This window comes from Streptomyces sp. NPDC047706 (assembly GCF_043204795.1).
Taxonomy (GTDB): domain Bacteria; phylum Actinomycetota; class Actinomycetes; order Streptomycetales; family Streptomycetaceae; genus Streptomyces.
Genome location: NZ_JBIDCW010000016.1, coordinates 76,537 through 92,573 on the forward strand (window position 1 = coordinate 76,537; position 16,037 = coordinate 92,573).

Below are 16,037 nucleotides of genomic sequence, written 5' to 3' on the forward strand. Positions count from 1 at the left end.
ATATGACGGCGCGCCGGTGAACTCCGTCTTAAGCGCGCTACGCCCGCAAGGGTGGGACGCCTCCGTCAGCCGCCGTAGCGGCGATGCCGCGCCGCGTAGTCGCGCAGGGCGCGCAGGAAGTCGACCTTGCGGAAGGCCGGCCAGAAAACCTCACAGAAGTAGTACTCCGAGTGGGCCGTCTGCCACAGCATGAAACCGGACAGCCGCTGCTCACCGCTGGTGCGGATCACCAGGTCGGGGTCGGGCTGGGCACCCGTGTAGAGGTGGCGGCCGATCATGTCGACGTCGACGGCCTCGGCGATCTCCTCGACCGATCGGCCCTGGTCGGCGGCGTCCAGCAGCATCGAGCGGACCGCGTCGACGATCTCCTGGCGGCCGCCGTAGCCGATGGCGACGTTGACCAGTATCCCGTCCACGTGCGCGGTGGCCTCCTCGGCCTCCTTGAGCGCGTTGCGCATCGGGGACGGCAGCAGGTCCGGGGTGCCGACGTGGTGCACCCTCCAGCGGCCGTCGGCGGCCAGGGAACGCACGACGTCCTCGATGATGCCGAGGAGGGGGCCCAGCTCCTCCGGCGGTCGGTTGAAGTTGTCCGTCGACAGCAGCCAGAGGGTGACCACCTCGACGTCCGTCTCGGTGCACCAACCGAGGAACTCCTCGATCTTCTCCGCACCGGCACGGTGACCGTCGACGGGGGTGGAACCGGCGGCCTTCGCCCAGCGGCGGCTGCCGTCCACGATGACACCGATGTGCTTGGGCACCTGGGCGTGGTCCAGGTGGCCTTCCACCCGGCGTGCGTACAGCCTGACCAGCAGGCCGCGCAGCTTGTCGCGCAGGTTCACGTGATTGTCAGCCCCTCCGTACGGATCGGACAGATGCGGCCGAGCGCGACCCCCCTGTCCGCATGGCGGTCCCCGGGGGCGAAGCCTACCCCCGTGGTACGCGGAGCCCTCAACGGGTGCGCGGGCAGAAAAACGGGCCGGTCCGTGGGGGGGGAGACGGACCGGCCCGAGGGGGGGCTTCCACCATAACCCTTCGTAAGGGCTGCTGCGTGCATCGGCGCGACACAACTACTCTCCGAAATCACATGGCGACGCCCCGGTGGCCGCGGAATGCCCGCTTCAGGGCCTCTTCGCAGCCTCTTCAGAGCCTCTTCATGGCCGGATCACAGGGGATGAGGGGGCTTTGACGGCGTCCCCCTGATGGGCGACCTTCCGGCCGCCGACGGCTTGACGCGCGGAAACGGGTTCCAGGCCACCGCGCAGCCCCCTCCACTGCGCGGTACCGCCCCGCGCAGCTTTGCTGACGCGAATTCCCTTGGTCTGAACTTACGCGATGTGTCAGGGGTGACGCGAGCGGTTGGCGATAACGATGTGGAAAACCTTGGCCATACTTCACGCCGGTCCGCGGCACGCAGGGGCGGCGCGCGGGCCGTAGCGGGGGTGGAAGCTGCACGGAGGACGGCGGAGGGCCGGAAGCCGCATGGAGGACGTGGGCTGGCCTACTTGGGTCCTACCGTCCTCCCATGACCGTGAAGAGCAAAGGAATCACGTGGGAGCAGGCGGGCGCACGCCGGCTGGAGCGGCAGTTCCTGGCCGATCCGGCGCCGGCCGCCACTCCGGTCGCCGACGTCGTGGCCGCGATGCGCGGGGCGCACGCCCAGGTGATGTCGGCGGCGGAACTGTCCGTCGGGGTCCGGGCCAACGGCGTCACCCGGGCGGACGTACGCGCCGCGCTCTGGGAGGAAGGCTCGCTGATCAAGACGTACGGCCCGCGCGGGACCGTGCATCTGCTGGACAGCCGGGAACTGCCCCTGTGGAGCGCCGCCCTGACCGCCGTGCGCACCGGCGCCGGCCCCTTTCCCCCCGGCGTGCGGCTCAGCGGCGAACAGACCGGGGAGGTCCTCGCCGCCATCGGTGAGGCGCTGACCGGCGTGTGCCTCACCGTGGACGAGCTGGGCGAGGCGATCGTCGCGCGCACCGGGCCATGGGCCGGCGAACGGGTGATGCCGGCCTTCCAGGAACTGTGGCCGCGCTGGCGGACGGTGCTGCATCTGGCCGGCCAGTCCGGCGCCGCGTGTTTCGGCCCCAACCGCGGCCGCAGGACGACGTACACCCGCCCGCCCCTGTTCACTCCGCTGCCCCGGGAGGAGGCGCTGCGCCTTCTCGTACGCCGGCATCTGCACGCCTACGGGCCGGCCACCCCGCAGCACTTCGCGAAGTGGCTGGCGGCGTCACCCGCTTGGGCCATCGAGCTGTTCGCCACGCTGGCCGCCGACGGGGAGATCGAGGAGGTCCTGTTCGAGGGCACGCGCGCGTGGGTGGCGGCCGGCGACACGGAGTTCCCGCAGGGACCGGTGCGGGGCGTACGGCTGCTGCCCTACTTCGACGCCTACGGCATCGCCGCGCAGCCCCGCGAGCTGCTGTTCCCGGGGCCCGCCCGCGAACGGGCGCTGGCGCGCGGCCAGGCGGGCAACTATCCGGTGCTGCTGCTCGACGGCGTGGTGGCCGGGGTCTGGCACCAGCGGCGCCGGGGACGGCGGCTGACGGTCACGGTGGAGCGGCTGGGCACGCTGACGGCACGCCAGGAGCGGGAACTGGCGGAGCAGGCCGAACGGGTGGCGGGGGTACTGGAGGCCGGGGCCGGGGCGGAACTGGTGATCGGCGAGGTGACGGCGGGGGCGCACGCTTGAACGCGGTGCGGGGTGGCGTGGGGTGGCGTGGGGTGGGGTGGGGTGGGGGCTTTGAGGGGTCGGGAGAGAGGGCGCGGTGCGTCTTGTGGGTTGCGGGCGCGGTGGGTCGGCTGAAGGCGGGGCAGGCGGTCGGTGCGTTGCGGGCGCGGTGGGTCGGCTGAAGGCGGGGCAGGCGGTCGGTGGGTTGCGGGCGCGGGCAGCGGAGGTGCCGCGGGGCCTGCAGCGGGGGTGCCTGGCGGGGCCGGCGGGCCGATGGCGGGGCGGGCGGCGCGCCCGGGCCGGGTGTGGCGGTCGGGCGGCTTGCTGGGGCGGTCAGTCGGTGGGCTTGCGGGCGTCGAAGAGGTGGCGGGTGCTGTGGGCCACGAAGGGGCCCTGCCTCTCGATCCGCTCGTGCAGGGAGCGGAGCCTGTCCGCGTACGCCTCGACGGTGAAGCCCGGCACCATCCAGATCACCTTGCGCAGGAAGTGGACGACGGCGGCGATGTCATGGAACTCCATCCGCAGCCGCTCCGCGCGCAGTTCGGCCACCTCCAGTCCGGCCGCCTCCGCGCCCGCGCGCTCGTCGTCCGGGTGGCGGCCGGCGCGCACCTCCTCGTCCTGCGGGCCGAGGAAGTACTCGACGAGTTCGAAGACACTGCCGGGTCCGACGTGCTGCGCGAAGTAGGTGCCGCCGGGCTGGAGCACGCGCGCGATCTCGTCCCAGTGCGGCCGTACGGGGTGGCGGCTGGTGACGAGGTCGAAGGTGCCGTCGGCGAAGGGCAGCGGGGTGTCCTCCGGCGCGGCGACGACCACGACGCCGCGCGGGCGGAGCAGGCCGGTGGCCTTGGCGACGTTCGGCGGCCAGCCCTCCGTCGCCGCGGCGAGCGGGGGCCGGCGCGCGGCCGCGCCGAGCGCGAAGTCGAGGACCTCGCCGCCGCCGGTCTGGATGTCGAGGGCGGCACGCGCGCGTGCGAGGCGTCCGGCGAGCGACTCGGCGTACCGCCAGGACGGCCGGGCTTCGGTGGCGCGACCTTCGAACCAGGAGAAGTCCCAGCCCTCGGTGGGCACGGCGGCCCCTTCGGCGAGAAGTTCCTCGAAGGCGGGGCGGGGCTCGGTGTCTCTGTGCTCGCGCTGCATGGGCTTGATCGTCGCAGGCGTTGTCGGTGGCCGCTGCGTACTTTCCGTCCGGAGGCGCCGGCCGCGGGGCATGCCCTGAAAGCCGCCACACTCGGTCTTCGAAGGATGGCGCCCCGCATCGGGGGCGGGTGTCCGGACTGGTCGCGTTGATGAAGGACAGGTACGCGCCCGAGCGGGAGCCGCTTCCCGACATGCGTGGCGCTCGCAGAGACGGGCGACCACCGCCCGCCCCTGCCGCCGCCGGCTACGCCACCAGCGGCCTGACCTCCCGGGCGGTGAAGCGGACGAAGCCCTCGGGGTCGGGTTCGTCGGCTGTGGGCTGGAGGATCACCGTGTCGGCGCCCGCCTCGGTGAGTTGCTCGACTGCCTTGGCGACGGCCGCCGCGTCCCCGGCGACGCCGAGGTCGGGGACGTCGGCGACGCCCTCGGCGGCGAGTTCCGCGCGCAGGCGGACGGAGGCGTCGGGGCCGGTGGCGGTGAGGAGGTAGACGACGATGCGGTGCGGGTCGGTACGGCCGGCCGACGCCCGCCCCTCCTCGACGAGCTGACGGGCCCGGCGTACGCCGTCCGGGGGTGTGTTGGCGGTGAGGACCGTGCCGTCCGCCGCCGCGCCGGACAGCTGGAGGGTACGCGGGCCGGTGGCACCGGCGAGGATCTCGACCGGGCCCGGCGGCGGCCAGTCGAGGGCGACGTCGTCGAGCTTGACGTACCGGCCCTCGGTGGTGAGCCGCTCGCCGCGCAACAGCGCGCGCAGGACGTCGAGGTGCTCTCGGAGCAGCGTCAGCGGGGAACCGGCACGTGCGCCGACCTGACCCATCCAGTCCTGCACGCCATGCCCGACGGCGAGGACCGGGCGGCCGGGGAACATACGGTGCAGCGAGGCGGCCTCCATCGCGGTGATGGCGACGTTGCGCAGCGGCACGGGGAGCAGCCCCACGCCGATCCGGACCCGCTCGGTCCAGGCGAGGGCGGCCGCGGCGGTGGAGACACCGCCTTCGCGGAAGCAGTCCTCCCACAGCCAGAGTTCGTCGAGGCCGGTGTCGTCGGCCAGTCGGGCGAGGGCGCGCAGCCGCTCGGGGGGAAGTTGGGGACGGAACACAGCGCCGATTCCTGTCATGCGGACTTCCTACCCTGGCGTGAGTGACGTGGACAACGCCTTGTGCTGGGGGCGTGTTGTTCGTCGCGGGTACGGTCGGTTGGCACAGCTGGTGCGGGCGGACGGTGGAGGAGCCTGGGCATGGCCGCGGGGCGGCGTTGGCGGGACGGGCAGGGGGAGTTGGTCGTGCACGGGGGTGCTACGGGGGGCACGAAGGTGTCGCTGGAGATCGCGACGTCGTACCGGGCCCGTACGCGGGGGCTGCTCGGGCGGGACGCGGTGGAGGGCGCGATGCTGCTGTCCCCCGCCAACAGCGTCCACACCTTCCGGATGCGCATTCCCATCGACGTCGCCTATCTCGACCGCGGGCTGACCGTCATCGCGGTGAGGACGATGAGGCCGGGGCGGCTCGGCATGCCGCGGTTGCGGGCGCGGCATGTGCTGGAGGCGGGGGCCGGGGTGATGGCGGGGTGGGGGCTTCGCGTGGGGGTCCGGGTGGAGGTCCGGGAGGTGGCCGGGTGGCTGGGGTGACTGGGGCGGGGCGAGGTGGTGAGGCCCGCCGGGTCGGCGGCCCGGCGGGGCGTCAGTTGCCGGTGCGGGGGAAGGAGACCTCCACGCGGCGGTTCTTCTTGCGGCCCGCTTCCGACGAGTTGTCCGCGATGGGGTACTGCTCGCCGTAGCCGCGCACCTCGAAGGTGACGTCCGGGTCGTTCAGTTCCGAGTCGAGGATGTCGTGGACGGCGTTGGCTCGGCGGCGGGAGAGGGTGTCGCCGTGGGCGGAGGAGCCGAGGTTGTCCGTGAAGCCGAAGACGCGGACCTTGGTCGCGTTCTGCGTCTTGATCTCGCCCGCGATCGCGGCGATACGGGCCTTCGACTCGGCGCTGAGCCTGGCGCTGTCCTTGCCGAAGAGGACTTCCGCCTGGAGGGCGAACTTCACGTCGGCGTTGGTGTCCTCACGGCGTTCCTCCCCGCTCCGGTCCTCCACGACCTGCTTGATGTCGAGGACCTTCGGCTGGGCGAGGGTGGCGCCTTCCGGGATCTTCAGATCCGGGTCGTTGGCATCGACCTCGACAGGGGCGGAGGCGGTGGCCTCGGTGCCTGGGGGGACGCTGGGGTCGTCGTCGGCGTGGGCTGTCGTGGTGGTGCAGAGGGTGGTGGCGAGGAGGAGTGAGGTTGTGGTGAGGGCCAGGGGGAGGCGGGAAGTTGCGGTCATCTTCGGCCTCACCCTGAGATTGTGACGGTGGCGCTGGCGAAGGTGGGCAACTGGAGCGTGACCTCGGCACTACCGGCGGGCGGAGAGGGGAACTGCATAAACACCGCGAGCGATTCGCCGGCCTTCAGCGAGGAGAAGCCGGTGGTCGTGAGCGGGCGACCGTCCGTGTCACGCAACACGTAGTAGCGCTTCTTGTCCTTGCTGTCGACGAGGGTCGCCCCACCCAGCGACATTCCGTGCCTGAGGATCTCGGTCTCGTTGCCCCTCACCGCACCGTTCACAGTTACCCGCTCGGCGCCGTCGTTCTTCAGGTTGCCGCTGACTGTGACAAAGCCCCCGGCGTCCCGCTGAGCGGAGGTGACTCGAAGGAGCAAGCCGTTCGAACCCTTCAACTCCGCCAGAGGTGCGTCATCCTGCCCTTCCTGAGCGCTCGGCTGGGACCCCCTGTCCTGTGAGGCGGAGGCAGAACTATCCGGCTTCTCATCCTCGCCGCCGCCACCGTTGCCGCAGCCGGCCACGCCGAGGGCCAATCCGGCCGCGACGGTCAGCGCGACCATCCCCCTGCGGGCCTTCGTTGTGAACCGAATGCTCATGACTCCGCTTCCTTCATCACTCGTCGCTCGCTTGCGGATCGGCCAGGTGGACGTCGAAGAGGTCTTGGGGGTCCGGCAGGATTTCGAGATCCTTCGAGTTCAGGTCCCAGGTCCTGTCTTTGCAATGCAGGCTCGGCAGTACGTCGTCTCCCGATTCCTCGGCGGGGAGTTCGAACGAACATCGACGTTCGACGACGGCAGTGGCGGAGGCTGTCGCGAGCATGTCCTCGGTGCCGGGCACGATGGTGTCCCCCACGGGCTCTTCGGTCGTGACGCCGACCCGGTAGCCCAGGAGGCCGACGCTCTGGCAGCCGTCCAAGTGCGCGGCGTTCTGTGCCGCGAGTTGCCCCGCGCGATCACAAGGGTTGTCAGTCAGTTCCACGTCACCGTCGAAGATGCCCTGCCACGAGTTCGGGTCCAGCACGTTCTCGACCCATTCGCCCGCAATCTGGTCCCGTAAGTCCTGGGCCGCAGCGAGCGCAGCCGAGTCCGCTGCCGTCTGAGCCGCGTTACGGGTCACCGCACCTTGGCCGACAGCAAGGTATGCAAACGCGAGGAAGAGCAGACCCGCCACCACTGTGATGTAGAGGGGGAAGGCCTGCCCCATGTCGTCGTGCCGGTGCGGCCGCGTCAGCCGCCTACCACTTCTGCGATCTTGTCGGTGATCGCGGTGTAGATCGTGTTGCCGATATCCGTCCCCGTGATAGCCAGCACAATCGCCACCACGACCGCGATGATCCCCAGGTACTCCACCGCCGTCTGGCCGCTGTCGTTTCCGGTGGTGCGGGTGCGGTGGTGTGACGTGGTGGTGTTCATTCGCTTGTTCATGGCGTTGCCCTCCCGGTGTGGCGGCTTCTGGGTCGCGACCGTATGTGGGGACAGCCGGGTCGGCCGAGGGTCCCAGGGCCCAGTCGTGGGCCCAATCATGAGGCGGTGGGCGATGCATCGCGGTCACCCCAGTCCCAGCCACTTCGCGGTGGCCTCCGAGCGGCTGGTGCTGTGGAGCTTGGCGAAGATGCGGTTGATGTGGTTCTTGACCGTCTTCTCGCTGATGAAGCAGGTGGCGGCGATTTGCTGGTTGGTCATGCCGGATGCGATGAGGTCCATGATCTCCGCCTCCCGTGGGCTGAGTTGGGACTGTGACCGGTATGACGACGACTGTGCCACAGCTGGTTGCACTTGCGAAAGGTTTTCCGGAGAAGTAGGCCGTGGCGAGTTACGTCGTGCGGAGAAGTCAACGGTTGACGTTCGGAATGCGGAGTTTGCAGTCGCATTTTTCGCGCCCAGGTCGTCCGGGAGTGGCGGGCGGCCGGGTGGGGGCGCGCTCCGGCGCAGCTGGGTCAGGAGGGCCTTCGCCGCCGTCGGCGTGAAGTGCGGCCTGCCGCTCCTGATGTCGCGTACCGCCGCCACCAGTTCGTCCGCGGTGAACTCGCCGTGGACGAGGTAGCCGCTCGCGCCCCGCCGCAGGGCCGCCTCGACCACGTCCGGCTCCCGGCTGTAGGTGAGCATGACGACCGGGGCCAGCCGCACGAGGTGAGGGAGTGCCGAGATGCCGTCCACGCCCGGCATGCGGACGTCCAGCAGGACGACGTCCGGCTGGTGGGCCCTGGACGCCTCGTATGCCTCACGGCCGTCCCGCGCCTGCGCCACGACCGTGATGTCCTCGCGGCCGGAGAGCAGGGCCGTGAGGCCCGCACGGACCACGGGGTTGTCGTCGGCCACGACCACGCGCAAGGGCGTGGCGGCCGGGTGCGGTGGTGGGACGTCGGCTGCGGGGTGGCTAGCTTCCGGCATCGCTCGGCCTCCTCTCAGGGGTGGGATCGAGTGCCGCCAGCGGGAGTTCCAGGCGTACTTCCGTGCCGCCGGGGTGGTCGCCCCGGCCGATGCGGATGCGGGCGCCTACCGAGGCCGCGCGTTCGACCATGCCCACCACGCCGAAGTGGCCTGCCTTGCGCAGCTGTTCGAGGTCGGTTCCCGGCGGCATGCCCCGCCCGTCGTCGTGGACGCTGAGCAGGAGCTGGTCGCCGCTGACGCCTGCCGTCACGTCGACATGGGTGGGGTTCGCGTGGCGGTGGGCGTTCTCCATGGCCTCGGTGGCGATGGTGAGGAGCTGGCGGGCCACCGCCGGGGGTACCGCGGGTACGGGGGTGCCGGACACGGGGTGGTAGCTGGCGGGGACGCCGGTGCGCGTCGTGAAGTCGGCGACGTGGGCGGCGAGTTCGGCGAGTATGTCCGTTCCTTGGGCCGGGTCCGATTCCCGGCGCAGGTCCGCGAGGAGTTCGCGGGATTCCGCCGCGGCCCGCCGGGCCGAGCGGGCCACCAGTTCGGCCCGGTCCTTGACCAGGGACGGGTCCAGTTCGCCGGCCGAGTTGGCCAGGCCGTCCGCCGCGAGGGCCACGCCGTGCAGGGTCTTGGCCACCGTGTCGTGCAGTTCGCGGGCGAGGCGGGCGCGTTCCGCCGCCACCGCTTCCGTGACGGCCAGCCGGGCCTGGACCGTGGTCAGGGCGTGGGTGGCTTCGCCGAAGCGGAGCATGAGGTTGCGCAGGGTGGAGCCGGCCGCGCCGGTGATGACGCAGAGGCCGGGGAGCAGAAGGGTCTCGGCGGGACCGGCCTCGGGACTCTTCGCGAGGGTGGCGTGGACCAGGAGCAGGATCAGGGACTGGAGGGAGGCGAAGACCGCGGCGCCGCGCCAGCTGTAGACGAGGCCGGCCAGCAGGGGCGTGCAGACGCTGACGTAGGCGAGGGTGCTGTCGGGGCCCGCGGAGATGAGGGGCAGCGAGCCCACGAGGGTGTCGAGGGCCAGGAGGGTGGGGTGGCGAAGGAGGAGGGGCGCGAAGCGTTCCCAGTCCCTGAAGAGGACGTAGGAGACCATGAAGGTGATGATCACTGCCGCCCCGACGAGGCGTACGCCCAGGCCGGGGGAGGCGTTGAGGAGCGCGGCGGGGGCGGCCAGGGCGATCATCGCCAGGCGGAAGCCGAAGACCTGACGGCACAGGGCCTGGAGGGCGTTGACCTGGATCGACAGTGCGGGTGCGGACGGCTCCTGTGGGGCACCGTCGGCGTCCGGCCCGTCCTGCCGGCGGTTCGTCGCATCCGGCGGTTCGTTCGTGCCGGGCCGCTGCACCGCCTCCGGCGCCTCCTCGGCTCCCGCCCTCTCCGGCCCCGCCGCTCCGTCCGCCGCTCCGTCCGCCGCTCCGTCCGCCGCTCCGTCCGCCGCTCCGTCCGCCGCTCCGTCCGCCGCTCCCTGCGAGCGTCCCGTCCCCTCCCTCCACGCCCACCCCGGGGGCACCGGACCGCCCGGCGCTTTCGTGCAGGCGGGGGCGGGCAGCCCGGCTTCCCAGGTGGACGCCGTGATCGCCGCTCGCCTCGGGCGGCGACGCCCCCGCAGGCCCGCGCCCTCCGTCGGTGTGAGAGTCACGGTGCTCACTCGCCCGTCAGCGTGCCGAAGTCCGTGCCGGAGCCCAGGAGCAGTCCGGCCCCCAGCAGCAGCATCGTCGCCGGGACCATGAACGTCGTGATCATCATCGTGGCCTTGGGCACCGCCCGCGCCGCCTTGCGCCGGGCGTTCTGCGCGTCCGTACGCCGCATGTCCTTGGCCAGGGACACCAGCGTGTCCACGATCGGCGCCCCCAGCTCCTCGCCCTGCTGCAACGCCGTCACGAACATCGCGACCTGCTCGGAGTCGTTGCGCCGCCGCAGTTCAGCGAAGGCCTGGCGGCGGCTCATGCCGAGGTCCATCTGGCGCAGGGTGATGCGGATCTCGTCGGCCCAGGGACCCTCGTACCGTGAGGCGACCCGGTCGAGGGCCTGGCGGAAGCCGAGGCCGGCGCTGACCACGACGGCGAGGACGTCGAGGAAGTCGGGCAGGGTGCGGTCGATGACGTCCTTGCGGATCCGGATCGCCGACCAGATGCCGACCTCCGTCCAGAACGCGCCGAAGGCGAACAGCAGCAGGGTCATCAGTACGTTGCCCTGGAGCAGGAACACCAGCCCGCCGGCGCCGCCGAGGAAGCCGTAGACCGCGCGGCGCGCCGCGTAGCGGTCGATCGTGAGGCCGCCGGGGTTTCCCGCCAGGTCGATCCTGCGGCGGTACCTGGCGACCTGTTTGGGGCCCATCAGACGCAGTACGGCGGGCGCGTACCGCATGCCCATCCGGTCGACCAGCGAGTCCACCGCGCCCGTGCGGGTCGAGCCGACCTCCAGGGCCAGGACGAGGTCGCCGGGGAGTTTCGCCTCCGCCCGGTACATCCGGATCCCGGCGAAGACGCCCCAGACGCTGAGGCCCATGACCAGTGCCAGCAGAAGTGCCATGCCGGTGCCCTCCCTTTCCCGGACTCTCAGACGTCGATGCGGGACATGCGGCGGATCATGACGAAGCCGACCGCGTACAGCGCGAACGCGACGATCACGCAGGCCTGGCCGACGGGAGAGCCCGTCATCCGGTCCAGGGCGCCGTCCTTGACGCCGTTCATCAGGAACAGCGAGCCCACGCCCATCACGGGGACCGCGTACGACGTCATGCTCACCTGCGAGAGCTGGGTGCGGATCTCGCGGCGGGTCTCCTTGCGCTCCTCCAGTGTCTCCGTGAGGTTTCTGAGCGCGCTGACCAGCTGGCCGCCCGCCCTGTTGGACAGCACGAGCGTGGTGACCAGGACCACCAGTTCGCGGGACGGGAGCCGCTCGGCCATCTCGCCCAGCGCCTCGTCCATCGACACGCCCACCGACAGCTGGCTGGCCACCTTGGCCAGTTCCTCTCCTGCCGGGGCCTCCAGCTCCTCCGCCGCCATGCCGATCGCGGTGCGCAGGGCGAGACCGGCCTGGGTGGCGTTGGCCAGGATGCGGGCCAGCTCGGGGAGTTGGTTGATGAACTTCTCGATGCGTTTCTGGCGCTGCCAGTTGAGGAACTGCACGGCCGCCCAGATGCCCAGCAGCCCGGCGATCGGGCCGAAGAAGGGGGCGAGCGTGGCCTGTCCGACCAGCCACAGGCCGGCGACCGTGGCGAGCATCGCGACGAAGAACTCGCCCGGTGTCACGTCCAGGCCGGTCGCCAGCAGCCGCAGCTCCAGCTTGCGGCCCGGTCGCGTACGGCGCAGGCGGCGGTCCAGATCGCGGAACCGGCGCCGGCGGCCCGTGACCGGGACCTGCCCGGTGGCGGACAGGCGCTCCACCAGGGCCTGGCGCTGCGCCCTCCCCATGGCGTACGCGTGCAGGCCCGCCACGGCGAGGACGCAGGTCAGCAGGGTGACACCGGTGGTGAGGGAGACGAGGGTCGTCAGTTCCATGGTCGGCTCCTGCCTACCTGGCTTCTCGGGTGGCCAGCTGGTCTGCGGACTGGGCGACGCCGAACGCCTGCGGGACGGGCCGGCTCGCCATGTAGAGGCGGTCGGCGGTGCGGCGGGTGAGGGGGAAGTACTGGAAGCCGCCGTGGATCCGGCCGTCGGGCGTCATGGGCCGGGCGTTGAAGCGGGCGACCGTGGCCAGCCGGTACGGCTCACCGCCGTGGCTGTCGAGCAGCGCGACCTCGGTGACCCGGCGCAGCCCGTCGGCGAACCGGGTGAGCTGCACGATCACGTCGACCGCGCTGTTGATCTGGTCGTGCAGCGCGGCGAAGGGGACCTCGACGTCGGACATGGAGGCCAGGGTCTGCAGGCGCATCAGGGCGTCCTCCGCGCTGTTGGCGTGGACGGTGGCCAGGGAGCCGTCGTGACCGGTCGACATCGCCTGGAGCATGTCCAGCGACTCACCGCCGCGGACCTCACCGACCACGATCCGGTCGGGGCGCATGCGCAGCGAGTTGCGGACCAGGTCGCGGATGGTCACCTGGCCCTGGCCCTCGACGTTCGGTGGCCGGGACTCCAGGCGGACCACGTGCTGCTGCTGGAGCTGGAGTTCCGCCGAGTCCTCGATGGTGATGATCCGCTCGCTCTCGGGGATCAGGCCCGACAGCGCGTTCAGCAGGGTCGTCTTGCCGGTGCCCGTCGCGCCCGACACGATGATGTTGAACCTCGCCTGCACCAGCCCCGCCAGCAGGTACACCATCGGCTCCTCCAGCGAGCCGAACTGGATCAGCTCCTGGAGCGTGAAGGAGCGCGGGAAGCGGCGGATCGTGAGCGTGGCGCCGGTGAGGGACAGGGGCGGGATGATGACGTTGACGCGCTCGCCGGACGGGAGACGGGCGTCGACCATCGGATTCGACTCGTCCACCCGGCGGTTGACCGTCGACACGATCCGCTCGATGGTCTGCATGAGCTGGTCGTTGGAGGCGAACCGCAGGGGCAGTTGCTCCACCCGGCCGCCGCGCTCCACGAAGATCGCGTCCGGGCCGTTCACCATGATCTCGGTGATCGACGCGTCCTCGAGCAGCGGCTCCAGGATGCCGAGGCCCAGCGCCTCGTCGACCACCCTGCGGATCAGCTGCGAGCGCTCGGCCGTCGACAGCACGGGGCCCTCACGGCTGATGATGTGCCCGAGCACCCGCTCCAGCCGGGCCCTGCGCTCGGCGGCCGCGAGCGAGCTCATCTCCGCGAGGTCGATCTCCTCCAGGAGCTTGGTCCGGTACGAGGCGACCAGGTGCCCGTCCTCGCCCCGGCCGCCGTTCTCCTCGGGGGAGCTGATCCGTGCGCGCAGACTCATCGCCGTAACTCCCTGCTCAGTGGTCCATCGGCATGGTGGCGGTCTTGCGGGCCGGGCCGAAGTCCCAGCCGGGGACGATCGACGGGATCTCGATCGTGGCGGTGACCTCGACCTCGTCGCCCAGGTCCGCGCTCGTGCAGTCGGCTTCCAGCCAGGAGCTGACGGCGTTCCCGCAGTCCTGCTGGTACGGCCCGTCCAGGGAGGCGCTGCGCGCTCCGGTGCGGGCGGCCGTGCCGGCCTGCTGGGCGGTGTAGGCGATCAGGCCGATCTGGACGGCGGCGATCGCGACGAGGATGAGAACGGGGATGAACCCCAGGTACTCCAGGGCTACTTGACCCCGGTCGCTCCGGTGCTCGTGCCGCCGGTACGTCATGTCAGTCCGTCTCCTCGACGACGGCCCCCGCGTGGCCCACGACGCCGGGGAAGGGGAAGCCGACCGAGCCGGGGAAGAGGACCGGCACGTCGAGCCGCACGTCGGCCGTGAACAGGCCGCCACTCTCGCCGCAGGACACCTCGGCACCCCCCTCCCACGCGGACGGCAGATGCTCCCGGCCCGCCGCCTCGCAGGCCGCCTGGCGGTCCGTGGCCGCCGTACCCGCCCGTGCCGCCTCGTCCGCAGCGTTCCCCGCGAGCGTGTAGGTGTACCCCACGAGCACGAACTGCCACAGCAGCACCAGGGTCAGGACGATCAGCGGCGTCATGCCGAGGAACTCGATGGTGACCTGCCCCTGGTCGCGGGTCCGGCGGGCCGCCGCGAGGGGAGCCTTGTGCGGCCTCGCCGCACCCACCGCAAGGCTCCCCCGCACCGCCGCGCCCCGACACCCCCGCCGGGCCTCGGGGAACCCGCGGGTGGGCCGCACCGACGGGAGACCACGGCCGGACGTCGCCGACGGGAGACCAGGGCGCTGCCTCCCCGCCGGAAGCCTGTGCCCCTCCGTCACCGCCCGGGGCTCGCGAACCGGCTTCGCCGCCGGACACCCACGACCCCGCAACACCGCCCCCACCCCTCGAACTCGCGCCGCCACCCGACGCCCACGACCCCGCAACACCGCCCCCACCCCTCGAACTCGCGCCGCCACCCGACGCCCACGACCCCGCAACACCGCGCGAGCCCCCCCGACCTGCGCCACACCCACGCCCCCGCAGCACCGCCGCAGAACCAGGCCCTCGCATCACCGCCAGAAGCCCACGAACCGGCGTCGCCGCCGGGACACCAGGACCCCACGACACCGCCCGCGGCCCACGCCCCCTCACCCCCACAGCCCCAGACCCAGACCCCCGCATCACCCCCAGGAAACCCCGAAGCCCGCGCCCCCGCGACACCGCCCAGCGTGACGACCCCCGAGGCGGGCGTCCCCGTGTCGCCGTCGGGGCGGCGCCCGTCTGCGTCGCCGGGGCGAGGGCGGCGGGCCGGGGCGACGGCGAGGGTTCGGGAGCCGGCTTCATCCGTCCCTCCGTCGCCGGAAGGTCACGGAGCCGCGGTCCCCGCGTGCCCGGCCGCTCCTTCGGTCGCCCGCGGGGGCCTTGGCCAGGCCCAGCTCCCCCGCGAGACCCCACAGGGCCTGTTTCACCGCGCTTCTGCCGTCCAGCTCGTGGACGCGGCCGGCGTCCACGACGCCTTGGAGTTCCTTGAAGTTGGCGGGCACTGCCGTCGCGGCGACGGGTGTGCCGGTGATCCTCCGGATGAGGCTCGGCTGGATCTCCGTACCCCGGGTGTGCCGGTTGACGACGACGGTGGTCTCCTCGGCCTTGCGGATCTGGAGCCGGTCCCACATCCGTACCGTCCGCTTGGCGCCCCGGACCGCGACCACGTCCGGCGTGGTGACCAGCAGGGCGGTGTCGGCCATCTCCACGGCGGCGGCCCCCGCGCCGCTCAGCTGGGCGCCGCAGTCGATGACGACGGTCTCGTAGCGGGAGCGCAGGGCGCTGACGATCTGGCGGGTGGCGCGGTCGGTGACCTCCTCGCCGCGTTCGCCCTCGCCGGGGGCGAGCAGCAGGGCGACGCCGGTGTCGTGCCGGAAGACGGCGTCGGCGAGGACCCGCGGCGAGATGTCCGTGATGCCGGCGAGGTCGGCGACGCTGCGCCGGAACTGCACGTCCAGGTACGAGGCGACGTCCCCGGTCTGGAGGTCCATGTCGACCAGCACGGTGGAGCGGCCCGACGCCTGGGAGGCGAGCGCCAGCTGGATCGCGGTGAGCGTCGCGCCGACGCCGCCCTTCGCCCCGCTCACGGTGACGACGGTGCCGCCGACGCCGGTGAAGACGTCGCCGCCGTGACCCAGGTGCCGCCGGACGCCCACCGACCACTGGGCCACCGCCTGTACCCGGGTGGCCAGTTCCTCGTACGACAGCGGCAGGGCGACGAGGCCGCGGGCGCCGGAATCCATGGCGGCCTGGAAGAGGCCGGGGCTCGTGTCGGAGGTGACGAGGACGACGCCGACGGCGGGGAAGCGGAGCGCCACCTCACGGATCAGCTCCAGGGCCGGTACGGGGCCGATGCGTTCGTGGACGACGACGACTTCGGGCAGTTCGTCGACGGACTCGGCGGCCAGCCGGGCGAGGGTGTCGATCAGCTGGGTGGAGTCGACGACGGGTGCGACCGGTTCGGCGTCCGGGAGCTGGCTGAGCAGGGTCGTGACCGAGCGGACCGCGTCCGCGTCGCCGACGGCCGGCAGGATCCTCGTGGGCATGCGGGCC

At 72.0% G+C, this 16,037-nt stretch carries 17 protein-coding genes; 2 read left to right on the forward strand and 15 right to left on the reverse strand.

What is annotated here, in order from left to right:
* Nucleotides 1-65 precede the first annotated feature (65 nt).
* The gene (locus ACGF8A_RS20120; RefSeq protein ID WP_393109950.1) at nt 66-839 is read right to left on the reverse strand and encodes an isoprenyl transferase; all 774 of its coding nucleotides are present in this window, start codon (nt 837-839) and stop codon (nt 66-68) included.
* Nucleotides 840-1,522: 683 nt separating this feature from the next.
* Here ACGF8A_RS20120 and ACGF8A_RS20125 point away from each other — a divergent pair.
* Entirely contained in the window at nt 1,523-2,689 is a 1,167-nt protein-coding gene (locus ACGF8A_RS20125; RefSeq protein ID WP_393109952.1) for a winged helix DNA-binding domain-containing protein, read from the forward strand.
* 312 nt (nt 2,690-3,001) lie between these two features.
* On the opposite strand, the gene ACGF8A_RS20130 is transcribed toward ACGF8A_RS20125, so the two are convergent.
* Nucleotides 3,002-3,805 carry a methyltransferase domain-containing protein gene (locus ACGF8A_RS20130; protein ID WP_393109954.1) on the reverse strand — a complete coding sequence of 268 codons (804 nt, stop codon included), beginning with the start codon at nt 3,803-3,805 and terminating at the stop codon, nt 3,002-3,004.
* A gap of 244 nt (nt 3,806-4,049) precedes the next feature.
* The gene (locus tag ACGF8A_RS20135; RefSeq protein WP_393109956.1) at nt 4,050-4,922 is read right to left on the reverse strand and encodes an LLM class flavin-dependent oxidoreductase; all 873 of its coding nucleotides are present in this window, start codon (nt 4,920-4,922) and stop codon (nt 4,050-4,052) included.
* 120 nt (nt 4,923-5,042) lie between these two features.
* Here ACGF8A_RS20135 and ACGF8A_RS20140 point away from each other — a divergent pair, with 120 nt between their 5' ends.
* Complete coding sequence (locus tag ACGF8A_RS20140) at nt 5,043-5,432, forward strand: DUF192 domain-containing protein (protein WP_393109958.1); 390 nt, start codon at nt 5,043-5,045, stop codon at nt 5,430-5,432.
* A 52-nt stretch (nt 5,433-5,484) separates the two neighbouring features.
* Here the strand turns inward: ACGF8A_RS20140 and ACGF8A_RS20145 are convergent, their stop codons facing one another.
* The 12 genes from ACGF8A_RS20145 to ACGF8A_RS20200 all read right to left on the reverse strand — a co-directional run bounded on the left by ACGF8A_RS20145 (nt 5,485) and on the right by ACGF8A_RS20200 (nt 16,030).
* Complete coding sequence (locus ACGF8A_RS20145; protein ID WP_393109960.1) at nt 5,485-6,114, reverse strand: OmpA family protein; 630 nt, start codon at nt 6,112-6,114, stop codon at nt 5,485-5,487.
* A gap of 8 nt (nt 6,115-6,122) precedes the next feature.
* A complete protein-coding gene (locus tag ACGF8A_RS20150) occupies nt 6,123-6,707 on the reverse strand; it encodes a hypothetical protein (protein WP_393109962.1) in 585 nt (194 codons plus the stop codon).
* A gap of 16 nt (nt 6,708-6,723) precedes the next feature.
* Entirely contained in the window at nt 6,724-7,314 is a 591-nt protein-coding gene (locus tag ACGF8A_RS20155) for a pilus assembly protein TadG-related protein (protein WP_393109964.1), read from the reverse strand.
* A 23-nt stretch (nt 7,315-7,337) separates the two neighbouring features.
* Nucleotides 7,338-7,535 (reverse strand): hypothetical protein, encoded by a 198-nt coding sequence (locus ACGF8A_RS20160; protein ID WP_393109966.1) that lies wholly within the window; start codon nt 7,533-7,535, stop codon nt 7,338-7,340.
* 123 nt (nt 7,536-7,658) lie between these two features.
* Nucleotides 7,659-8,501: a response regulator gene (locus tag ACGF8A_RS20165; protein WP_393109968.1), complete on the reverse strand. Its 843-nt coding sequence runs from the start codon at nt 8,499-8,501 to the stop codon at nt 7,659-7,661.
* Nucleotides 8,488-10,134 carry a sensor histidine kinase gene (locus ACGF8A_RS20170; RefSeq protein ID WP_393109970.1) on the reverse strand — a complete coding sequence of 549 codons (1,647 nt, stop codon included), beginning with the start codon at nt 10,132-10,134 and terminating at the stop codon, nt 8,488-8,490. Before ACGF8A_RS20170 ends, ACGF8A_RS20165 begins: the two co-directional genes overlap by 14 nt.
* Nucleotides 10,131-11,018, reverse strand: coding sequence for a DUF5936 domain-containing protein (locus tag ACGF8A_RS20175; RefSeq protein WP_393109972.1), 888 nt, complete (start codon nt 11,016-11,018; stop codon nt 10,131-10,133). Before ACGF8A_RS20175 ends, ACGF8A_RS20170 begins: the two co-directional genes overlap by 4 nt.
* Nucleotides 11,019-11,044: 26 nt before the next feature.
* Nucleotides 11,045-11,989: a type II secretion system F family protein gene (locus ACGF8A_RS20180; protein WP_393109974.1), complete on the reverse strand. Its 945-nt coding sequence runs from the start codon at nt 11,987-11,989 to the stop codon at nt 11,045-11,047.
* A 13-nt stretch (nt 11,990-12,002) separates the two neighbouring features.
* Nucleotides 12,003-13,340, reverse strand: coding sequence for a CpaF family protein (locus ACGF8A_RS20185; protein WP_393109976.1), 1,338 nt, complete (start codon nt 13,338-13,340; stop codon nt 12,003-12,005).
* Between the two features lie 16 nt (nt 13,341-13,356).
* Nucleotides 13,357-13,713: a TadE/TadG family type IV pilus assembly protein gene (locus ACGF8A_RS20190; RefSeq protein ID WP_393109978.1), complete on the reverse strand. Its 357-nt coding sequence runs from the start codon at nt 13,711-13,713 to the stop codon at nt 13,357-13,359.
* Nucleotide 13,714: 1 nt separating this feature from the next.
* The gene (locus ACGF8A_RS20195; protein ID WP_393110116.1) at nt 13,715-14,041 is read right to left on the reverse strand and encodes a pilus assembly protein; all 327 of its coding nucleotides are present in this window, start codon (nt 14,039-14,041) and stop codon (nt 13,715-13,717) included.
* 741 nt (nt 14,042-14,782) lie between these two features.
* Nucleotides 14,783-16,030 carry a CpaE family protein gene (locus ACGF8A_RS20200; RefSeq protein WP_393109980.1) on the reverse strand — a complete coding sequence of 416 codons (1,248 nt, stop codon included), beginning with the start codon at nt 16,028-16,030 and terminating at the stop codon, nt 14,783-14,785.
* Nucleotides 16,031-16,037: the final 7 nt, after the last annotated feature.

What these genes read in the sequence shown, in the direction of transcription:
- ACGF8A_RS20185 (WP_393109976.1), bottom strand. Translation starts at nt 13,340, where the DNA reads ATGAGTCTGCGCGCACGGATCAGCTCCCCCGAGGAGAACGGCGGCCGG.
- ACGF8A_RS20200 (WP_393109980.1), bottom strand. Translation starts at nt 16,030, where the DNA reads ATGCCCACGAGGATCCTGCCGGCCGTCGGCGACGCGGACGCGGTCCGC.
- ACGF8A_RS20195 (WP_393110116.1), bottom strand. Translation starts at nt 14,041, where the DNA reads ATGACGCCGCTGATCGTCCTGACCCTGGTGCTGCTGTGGCAGTTCGTG.
- ACGF8A_RS20140 (WP_393109958.1), top strand. Translation starts at nt 5,043, where the DNA reads ATGGCCGCGGGGCGGCGTTGGCGGGACGGGCAGGGGGAGTTGGTCGTG.
- ACGF8A_RS20175 (WP_393109972.1), bottom strand. Translation starts at nt 11,018, where the DNA reads ATGGCACTTCTGCTGGCACTGGTCATGGGCCTCAGCGTCTGGGGCGTC.
- ACGF8A_RS20135 (WP_393109956.1), bottom strand. Translation starts at nt 4,922, where the DNA reads ATGACAGGAATCGGCGCTGTGTTCCGTCCCCAACTTCCCCCCGAGCGG.
- ACGF8A_RS20150 (WP_393109962.1), bottom strand. Translation starts at nt 6,707, where the DNA reads ATGAGCATTCGGTTCACAACGAAGGCCCGCAGGGGGATGGTCGCGCTG.
- ACGF8A_RS20145 (WP_393109960.1), bottom strand. Translation starts at nt 6,114, where the DNA reads ATGACCGCAACTTCCCGCCTCCCCCTGGCCCTCACCACAACCTCACTC.
- ACGF8A_RS20125 (WP_393109952.1), top strand. Translation starts at nt 1,523, where the DNA reads ATGACCGTGAAGAGCAAAGGAATCACGTGGGAGCAGGCGGGCGCACGC.
- ACGF8A_RS20160 (WP_393109966.1), bottom strand. Translation starts at nt 7,535, where the DNA reads ATGAACAAGCGAATGAACACCACCACGTCACACCACCGCACCCGCACC.
- ACGF8A_RS20130 (WP_393109954.1), bottom strand. Translation starts at nt 3,805, where the DNA reads ATGCAGCGCGAGCACAGAGACACCGAGCCCCGCCCCGCCTTCGAGGAA.
- ACGF8A_RS20180 (WP_393109974.1), bottom strand. Translation starts at nt 11,989, where the DNA reads ATGGAACTGACGACCCTCGTCTCCCTCACCACCGGTGTCACCCTGCTG.
- ACGF8A_RS20155 (WP_393109964.1), bottom strand. Translation starts at nt 7,314, where the DNA reads ATGGGGCAGGCCTTCCCCCTCTACATCACAGTGGTGGCGGGTCTGCTC.
- ACGF8A_RS20190 (WP_393109978.1), bottom strand. Translation starts at nt 13,713, where the DNA reads ATGACGTACCGGCGGCACGAGCACCGGAGCGACCGGGGTCAAGTAGCC.
- ACGF8A_RS20165 (WP_393109968.1), bottom strand. Translation starts at nt 8,501, where the DNA reads ATGCCGGAAGCTAGCCACCCCGCAGCCGACGTCCCACCACCGCACCCG.